This window comes from Thioalkalivibrio sp. (assembly GCF_041690275.1).
In the GTDB taxonomy this organism is placed as follows: Bacteria; Pseudomonadota; Gammaproteobacteria; order Ectothiorhodospirales; family Ectothiorhodospiraceae; genus Thioalkalivibrio.
In genome coordinates this window covers 1-7,448 of sequence record NZ_JAWLHP010000093.1, presented here as the reverse complement: position 1 = coordinate 7,448, position 7,448 = coordinate 1, and the positions used below count along the sequence as shown (strand labels likewise).

Genomic DNA, 7,448 nt, shown 5'->3' with positions numbered 1-7,448 from the left:
AACCCCGCCGGAGCGGGGTTCTTTCGGTGCGGCCTGGGAGGTGCTTACTGCAGCACGCTCTCGAGGATGGCCTCGTTCTCGCCGGTGGCCTCGGCCATCACGGAGGCGACGGTGCCGCCGAAGGCCTGGGCCATCAGGCTGGTGTTCATCCGCGACACGATCACGCGATCGTCGTCGGTCTCATAGACCGAGATCCGGCAGGGCATCATCGAGGTCACGACCTTCGCGCCGTCCTCGGCCAGGATCTTGCCGGCATGGTGCGGCTGGCACAGTTCCAGTACCGCGACGCGGCCGACCTCGTAGCCGTAGGGGGTGACGGCGTCATGGATCATGTGCACGGTCGGCACCTTCCAGTCCTGCTCGGCAGCGGTGGTCTTGATCATCTCCACCGTGTCCTCGAAGTTGTAGAGGCTCTCGTCCTCGACGACCATCAGCTTCGGCGCGGCCGAGAAGGCGGTCAGCATCATCGCCACGATTCCCACAAGGAATCCGCCGATGCCGGTCATGATGAAACGCTTGGTCATGGTGTGTCTCCAGTTCTCATGCAGTTAACGGGATCAGAGTCCAGCAAGATCAAATATATTAGCTAATCCTTATGTATGACCGGCATCATGCCACAGCCTCGTACCGGCTTCAATCGCATTCTTTCGAAGGGCCTGCGGCCGGGCGGCCATAGCGGCGCGCCGGTCCTGGCTCCGTTTGACAAGCCCGGGCGGGAAACCGGTTAATGAGGCTTCATCTACAGGGAGGACAGGCGATGGAAATCCGTACGATGCCATTGAGCAGGGGATGGGGGCTGTTCAGGCGTGGCTGGAACAGCTTCACGAAGGACTGGGTGACCTGGGTCCTGAGCTTCGTGATCTTCTTCGTGATCAGTATCGTGTTGAACCTGGTACCCCTGATTGGCGGGCTGGTGATGGCGGTGATCACGCCCGCACTGGTGGCCGGGTTCATGAAGATCGCGCACGATCTCGAGGCGGGGGAGACCGTCGGTGTCGGCCACCTGTTCCAGCCGATTCAGGATCACGAACGACGGGTGCCGCTGCTGCTGCTCGGGCTGGTGGCGCTGCTGGCGTCGGTGGTGCTGGCGGTGGTGCTGGCGCTGTTCGTCGGCGGCGCCGCGCACATGGGCGGCGCGGCTGGCGGCATGGGCGAGCCGATGGTCTTCCCGCTGGCGGGGATCGGCTTCTTCGGGCTGATCGTGCTCCTCCTCCTGTATCTGGTGATCTTCGCGGTGCTCGCCTTTTCGATCCCGCTGGTCTACTTCCGCGGGCTGGAGATCGCGGAGGCGATTCCGGCAAGCGTGCGCGGGACGCTGTTGAACATCGGCCCGCTGGTGATCTTCAGCCTGATCTACTTCGTGCTCGCGTTTCTGGCGATGATCCCGCTGGCGCTGGGCTTCCTGGTGCTCGGCCCGGTGGTGCTTGCGGCCCTGTACGGGGCGTATGTCGAGATCTTCGGTGAAGAGGTCGGGGTGCTGGAGGCCGAGGAGGTCTGACGGCAGAGGCGGCCCCCTGGGATGCGAGCCCTCCCGGCGATTGGGCGCCGGGGATGCCGCCCAGGGGCTGGCCTCCTATAGCGCTCGCCCCGGCCCCTGTAGGAGCGAGCCTGCTCGCGAACGCGCCGCAGGCGCGCTGAACGCCGGGACCAATCCGACGCCGATTCGCGTGCGAGGCACGCTCCTACACGCTCGGTCAGGGGGCGGGGTCTCAGCCGTTGCCGGGGGTTCGCGTCTCTTCGGTCGGCGGGGAGGCGCTCTTGTCCTCGGTCGCGGACCCGGCCTGCGCCTTCCGGGTGGCGCGCTCTTCGGCGCGGGTACGCTCTTCCTCTTCCAGGCGGTCGAGCTCGGCGTCCATCTCCTCGGGGCTGAGGGGGCGGAAGCCGGTCTCGGAGGCCTTTGCGGTCGTGGCGCCGGCGGTGGCCGCGCCGGACGCGGCGGCTCCGGCCGCGGGGCCGGCCCCGCTGGCCCCTCCGCCCGGACGCGGGGTCTGACCGCCCGGACCGCCCTTGGGTCGCGGTCCGGAACCGCCGCCGCCCGGACCGCCGCCGCGGGGGCCGTCGTCGTCGGACCCGCCGTCATCGGCCGCTTCCTGCGCGGCCCGCTCCGCGGCCTTGCGCCTCTCCATCATCCTCGACAGCTGCAGTCCGATCTCGAAGAGCACCCACATCGGCAGGGCCAGCAGGGTCTGCGAGATGATGTCCGGCGGGGTCAGCACCATGCCGATCACGAAGGTGCCGACGATCACGTAGGGCCGCTTGCGCGCCAGCTTCTCGGGCGTGGTGGCGCCCATCGACACCAGCAGGATGGTCGCGATCGGCACCTCGAAGGCGATGCCGAAGGCGATGAACAGCATGATCACGAAGTCGAGATAGCGCGAGATGTCGGTCATCACCGCGACGCCCTCGGGCGCGGTCGCGGTGAAGAAGGCGAAGATCAGCGGGAACACCACGAAGTAGGCAAAGGCCATCCCGAGGTAGAACAGCAGCGTCGAGGACAGTACCAGCGGTCCGGCGAGGCGCTTCTCGTGCTTGTACAGGCCGGGCGCGATGAAGGCCCAGAACTGGTAGAGGATGTACGGGATGGTCAGTACCACCGCCAGCAGCAGGACCAGCTTGAACGGGATCAGGAACGGCGCGGCCACCTCGATCGCGATCATGCTGGTGCCCTCGGGGAGGTGCGCCATCAGCGGCTTCGCGAGGAAGGTGTAGATCTGGTTCGCGAACGGGAACAGCGCGAGGAAGACGACCAGGATCGCCAGGAACATGCGCAGGATGCGATCGCGCAGTTCGACCAGATGGCTGAGCAGGGTTTCGGTGGCCTCCGGGGAGGGCTCGCCGGTGGTCTTGCCGTCGCTCATGCCTTGTTCGCGTTGCCGTCGGAATCGGTGCGGCCGTCTTCACCGCCTGCGGCGGTTGTCCGTTCCTCGCGGCGGGGCGGCTCGGTCAGCAGGTCCGCATCCAGGTTGCCCTGGACGGGGACGCGCTTGACGCTCGGGCGGGTGTCCTCGGGGCGGTCACCGGATGCCTTCCCGGAAGGGGATCCGGATCCGGGACGTTCCTCGGGGTCGAGCTTCTTCTTGCGCTTGTGCTGATCGGAAGCGGGCTCGTCGCGCAGGGCCTTCTCGGTATCGCGCAGGTCCTCGCGCAGCGTCTCCTCGGTGTCCTGCATCATGCTCTTGAGTTCCTGGATCTCCCTTTCCTGACCCTTGACCATCTCGCGCAGCTCCTCGGTCTGCAGCTCCTGCTCGATGTCCGAGCGCACGCTGTTCACGAAGCGCCGCGTCTTGCCCACGAAGCGCCCGATTTCGCGGGCGAGGCCGGGCAGACGCTCCGGTCCGACCACCAGCAGCGCGATCAGGGTGATGATCAGGATTTCCCAGAAACCGATGTCAAACATGGGCTATCCGGCGGCAAGGGGGGCGGCGGTGGGGTGGCCGGGTCAGGAAGGGCGCTCGCCGCTGCGGCCGGACTCGGCCTCCTTGCGCGCCTCGGCGTCGATCACGCGGCCCTTCTGCTGGTCCTCGACCTTCGGGATCTCCTCGCCCTCGCCCTCGCCTTCTTCCTTGTCCTTGTCCGCCTCGTCCGACTCGCCGCCGTCCTTGACCGCCTTGCGGAAACTCTTGACCGCGGAGCCGATGTCTCCGCCCATGTTGCGCAGCTTCTTGGTGCCGAACAGGAGCACCACGATGAGCAGGATGATGAGAAGCTGCCAGATGCTGATACCGCCGATCCCCATGGGATGCCTCCGAATAACGCTGAAAATAACCCTAACGACCCCGGTGACCCGTGTCACCCCGAATGATGATCATCGCGGCGGCGGATCGCCCTCTTTGCCGTCTCTCCCGGCTCCCTTTCCAGGGTGGGAAAGAAGGAGACGGGAAGCGCGATGCGCGAATTCCATCAAGAAGCGGTAGACCCCGAATCAGTCCGAACGTTTGCCCGCCGTGACGCGGCCAGCCTTCTCGGCGATGCCGGAGAGGCCGAAGCGCCGGGCGAGTTCGTCCATCACGTCATCCGGGTGCAGTCCGCGCGCAGACAATACCACGAGTGCGTGGAACCAGAGGTCGGCCATCTCCGAGACGACGGCCCGATCGTCCGGATTCTTCGCGGCGATCACCGTCTCCGTGGTCTCCTCGCCGAGCTTCTTCAGCATCACGTCGAGGCCGCGGTGGTGCAGGGACGCGACGTAGGAGGTCTCGGGATCCGCCCCGCGCCGGGCATCGATCACCTCCGCGAGCTCGCTCAGGATGTCCCGGTTCACGCCGGGCCCTCGCGCGCCGGACGCACCGGCACCCCGGCCGCCGCCATCGCCGCCTTCGCCTCGGCCACGGTGTGCTGCCCGAAGTGGAAGATGCTCGCCGCGAGCACTGCGTCGGCGTGCCCCTCGACTACCCCGTCCACCAGGTGCGCGAGCTCGCCCACGCCGCCGGATGCGATCACCGGGATGGTCACCGCGTCGCTGATCGCGCGCGTCAGATCCAGGTCGAAGCCGATGCGGGTGCCGTCGCGGTCCATGCTGGTCAGCAGGATCTCGCCGGCCCCGAGCCGCGTCATCTTCTGCGCCCAGGCCACCGCGTCGAGGCCCGTGGGCCGCCGCCCGCCGTGGGTGTAGACCTCCCAGTGCGGGAATTCGGCGTCATCGTCGACCCGCTTGGCGTCGATGGCCACGACGATGCACTGGCTGCCGACCTTGTCGGCCGCCTCGGCCACCAGTTCCGGACGGTGCACGGCCGCGGTGTTGATCGAGACCTTGTCCGCGCCGGCATTCAGCAGCCGGCGGATGTCGGTCACCTCGCGAATACCGCCGCCGACGGTCAGCGGGATGAAGACCTGCTGCGCCACCTGCTCGACCACGTGCAGGATGGTCTCGCGCTCGTCACTGCTCGCGGTGATGTCGAGAAAGGTGATCTCGTCGGCGCCCTGCTGGTCGTAGCGGCGCGCCACCTCCACCGGGTCGCCGGCATCGCGGATCCCGACGAAGTTCACGCCCTTCACCACGCGGCCGGCGTCGACGTCGAGACAGGGGATGATGCGGCGGGCGAGCATGGTCACTCGCTGCCGCCCGCCACCGCAATCGCTTCCTGCAGCGTGAAGGCGCCCTCGTACAGCGCGCGGCCGACGATCACGCCGTCGACGCCGTCGTCCTCGATCTCCAGCAGGCGCCGGATGTCATCGACGGTGCTGACGCCACCGGATGCGATCACCGGAACGCGCACCTCGCGGGCCAGCCGCCCGGTCGCCTCCACATTGGCGCCCTGCATCATGCCGTCCCGGCTGATGTCGGTGTAGATGATCGCGACCACGCCGTCGGCCTCGAAGTGCTGCGCGAGATCGATCACGTCGTGGTGGGAGAGCTTGGACCATCCATCCACCGCGAGCTTGCCGTCGCGGGCGTCGAGGCCGACGATGATGCGCCCCGGGAATTCCAGGCACAGATCGTTCACGAAATGCGGTGCGCTGACCGCCTTGGTCCCCACGATCACGTATTCCACGCCGGCCTCGAGATAGGCCAGCACGGTGTCGTCGTCGCGGATGCCGCCGCCGACCTGGATGCGCAGGTCCGGATAGGCCTCGGCGATCGCGTGGATTACTTCCCCGTTCTTCGGCACGCCCGCGAAGGCGCCGTCGAGGTCCACGATGTGCAGCCGTTCTGCACCCGCATCCACCCAGCGCCCGGCCATTGCCACCGGATCGTCGCCGAAGACCGTGGATTCCTCCATCCGGCCCTGGCGCAGCCGGACGCACTTGCCTTCCTTGAGATCAATTGCGGGTATCACCAGCATCATCGACTCCGTTGCTAACGCTCATGTCCGTTCGCCGTTCCCGAGCATGAAACCATCGCCGGCCCGTGACTTCGGGCATGCTGCCCTCCGCCCGTCGGGCCCGCCTGCGGCGGTTCGAAGTCCGCTCCCCGGCCCCTGGCGGCCTTGTCCGCAAGCGGGAGAGGGAGGCGCGCGGCCTTTACGCTAACGCTCATCGCACGCCGCCGCCACTCCTGACCATCAATGGTTGCAGTGCCTTCACCAGCGACCGTCCCAACGCAGGAAGTTGTTCAGCAGGCGCAGCCCGTCGGAGGCGCTCTTTTCGGGATGGCACTGCATGGCGAACATCGAGTCGCGCGCGATCACCGAGGCGAAGGGCTGACCATAGTCGGTCTCGCCGACGACGTCCTCCCGCCGGGCCGCCAGCACGCGGTAGCTGTGCACGAAGTAGAACCAGGATTCCTCCGGCAGCCCGTGCCAGAGCGGGTGGTCCTGGATCCGGCGCACGACGTTCCAGCCCATGTGCGGAATCTTCAGCCGGCGCCCGTTGCCGTCGATCGCGCGCTCCGGAAAACGCTCCACAGTACCGGGGATCACGCCGAGGAGGTCCACGCCGCCGTTTTCGGCGCTCCAGTCGAGCAGGATCTGCTGGCCGAGGCACATGCCCAGGAAGGGGCGCGTGGTGGCCAGTTCCGGCAGGACCCGGTCGAGCCCCAGCGCGCGCAGTTCGCGCATCGCGTCGGCGGCCGCCCCCTGTCCGGGGAAGACGAGACGGTCCGCCTCGCGGATCAGCGCGAGGTCACTGGTCAGCAGGACCTGCGTGTCGGGGGGCGCCTCGTGGCGGAGCGCGCGCTCCACCGAGTGCAGGTTGCCCATGCCGTAGTCGATTACGGCGACGCTTTGCATGCGGGAACGCCCCCTAGATTCCTTCCCCTTACAGGGCGCCCTTGGTGGACGGCGTGACTTCGGTCATGCGTGGATCCGGCTCTGCCGCCATGCGCAGCGCACGCCCGAAGGCCTTGAAGATGGTCTCCGCGACATGATGGGCATTGTTGCCCCGCAGGCCATCGATGTGCAGTGTCATCCGGGCATGGTTGACCAGTCCCTGGAAGAATTCGTGGAACAGATCGACGTCGAACTGGCCGATGTGCGAACGCCGGAAATCGGCGTGCATCTCCAGCCCCGGCCGCCCGGAGAAGTCGATCACCACCCGCGAGAGGGCCTCGTCCAGCGGCACGTAGGCATGTCCGTAGCGGCGGATGCCCGTCTTGTCGCCGAGCGCCTGGGCCAGCGCCTGGCCGATCGTGATGCCGATGTCCTCGACGGTGTGGTGCGCGTCGATCTGCAGGTCGCCCTCCGCCTGTACGTCGAGATCGACCACGCCGTGCCGGGCGACCTGGTCGAGCATGTGTTCCAGGAAGGGGATGCCGGTCACGAAACGGCCACTCCCGCTGCCATCGAGATTCAGCTCGACCCGGATCCGGGTCTCCAGTGTGTCGCGTTGAACGACCGCGGTACGCGCTCTCATGATTCCGATGCTATCGCAAAAACCCAGTTTGGCAAGCTTCTGTTCGACAAGAGGCCAACACCCGAGCGGATATCAACCCCAGTAGGAGCGGCTTCCAGCCACGATCCGGCGCCAGACCACCCAATCGCCTCCCGTAGGAGCGGCTTCCAGCCGCGATC

General features: G+C 67.2%; 10 protein-coding genes. 1 reads left to right on the top strand and 9 read right to left on the bottom strand.

Going from position 1 to position 7,448, the window contains the following annotated elements:
* Window positions 1–44: 44 nt before the first annotated feature.
* Window positions 45–524 carry a DUF302 domain-containing protein gene (locus tag ACESMN_RS12900; protein ID WP_373054014.1) on the bottom strand — a complete coding sequence of 160 codons (480 nt, stop codon included), beginning with the start codon at window positions 522–524 and terminating at the stop codon, window positions 45–47.
* A gap of 248 nt (window positions 525–772) precedes the next feature.
* Between ACESMN_RS12900 and ACESMN_RS12895 the strand changes: the two genes are divergently transcribed.
* Complete coding sequence (locus ACESMN_RS12895; RefSeq protein ID WP_373054013.1) at window positions 773–1,498, top strand: BPSS1780 family membrane protein; 726 nt, start codon at window positions 773–775, stop codon at window positions 1,496–1,498.
* 211 nt (window positions 1,499–1,709) lie between these two features.
* Here ACESMN_RS12895 and tatC read toward each other — a convergent pair whose 3' ends face one another.
* The 8 genes from tatC to hisB all read right to left on the bottom strand — a co-directional run bounded on the left by tatC (window position 1,710) and on the right by hisB (window position 7,290).
* Complete coding sequence (gene tatC, locus ACESMN_RS12890; RefSeq protein ID WP_373054012.1) at window positions 1,710–2,858, bottom strand: twin-arginine translocase subunit TatC; 1,149 nt, start codon at window positions 2,856–2,858, stop codon at window positions 1,710–1,712.
* Window positions 2,855–3,397, bottom strand: coding sequence for a Sec-independent protein translocase protein TatB (gene tatB / locus ACESMN_RS12885; RefSeq protein WP_373054011.1), 543 nt, complete (start codon window positions 3,395–3,397; stop codon window positions 2,855–2,857). Before tatB ends, tatC begins: the two co-directional genes overlap by 4 nt.
* 42 nt (window positions 3,398–3,439) lie before the next feature.
* Window positions 3,440–3,736 (bottom strand): twin-arginine translocase TatA/TatE family subunit, encoded by a 297-nt coding sequence (gene tatA, locus ACESMN_RS12880; RefSeq protein ID WP_373054010.1) that lies wholly within the window; start codon window positions 3,734–3,736, stop codon window positions 3,440–3,442.
* Window positions 3,737–3,922: 186 nt separating this feature from the next.
* The gene (locus ACESMN_RS12875; RefSeq protein ID WP_373054009.1) at window positions 3,923–4,261 is read right to left on the bottom strand and encodes a phosphoribosyl-ATP diphosphatase; all 339 of its coding nucleotides are present in this window, start codon (window positions 4,259–4,261) and stop codon (window positions 3,923–3,925) included.
* Window positions 4,258–5,046 carry an imidazole glycerol phosphate synthase subunit HisF gene (hisF, locus tag ACESMN_RS12870; protein WP_373054015.1) on the bottom strand — a complete coding sequence of 263 codons (789 nt, stop codon included), beginning with the start codon at window positions 5,044–5,046 and terminating at the stop codon, window positions 4,258–4,260. The genes ACESMN_RS12875 and hisF overlap by 4 nt, the downstream gene beginning before the upstream one ends.
* Window positions 5,047–5,048: 2 nt before the next feature.
* Window positions 5,049–5,783 carry a 1-(5-phosphoribosyl)-5-[(5-phosphoribosylamino)methylideneamino]imidazole-4-carboxamide isomerase gene (gene hisA / locus ACESMN_RS12865; protein ID WP_373054008.1) on the bottom strand — a complete coding sequence of 245 codons (735 nt, stop codon included), beginning with the start codon at window positions 5,781–5,783 and terminating at the stop codon, window positions 5,049–5,051.
* A 237-nt stretch (window positions 5,784–6,020) separates the two neighbouring features.
* Entirely contained in the window at window positions 6,021–6,668 is a 648-nt protein-coding gene (gene hisH / locus ACESMN_RS12860; RefSeq protein WP_373054007.1) for an imidazole glycerol phosphate synthase subunit HisH, read from the bottom strand.
* A gap of 28 nt (window positions 6,669–6,696) precedes the next feature.
* The gene (gene hisB, locus ACESMN_RS12855) at window positions 6,697–7,290 is read right to left on the bottom strand and encodes an imidazoleglycerol-phosphate dehydratase HisB (protein ID WP_373054006.1); all 594 of its coding nucleotides are present in this window, start codon (window positions 7,288–7,290) and stop codon (window positions 6,697–6,699) included.
* Window positions 7,291–7,448 lie beyond the last annotated feature (158 nt).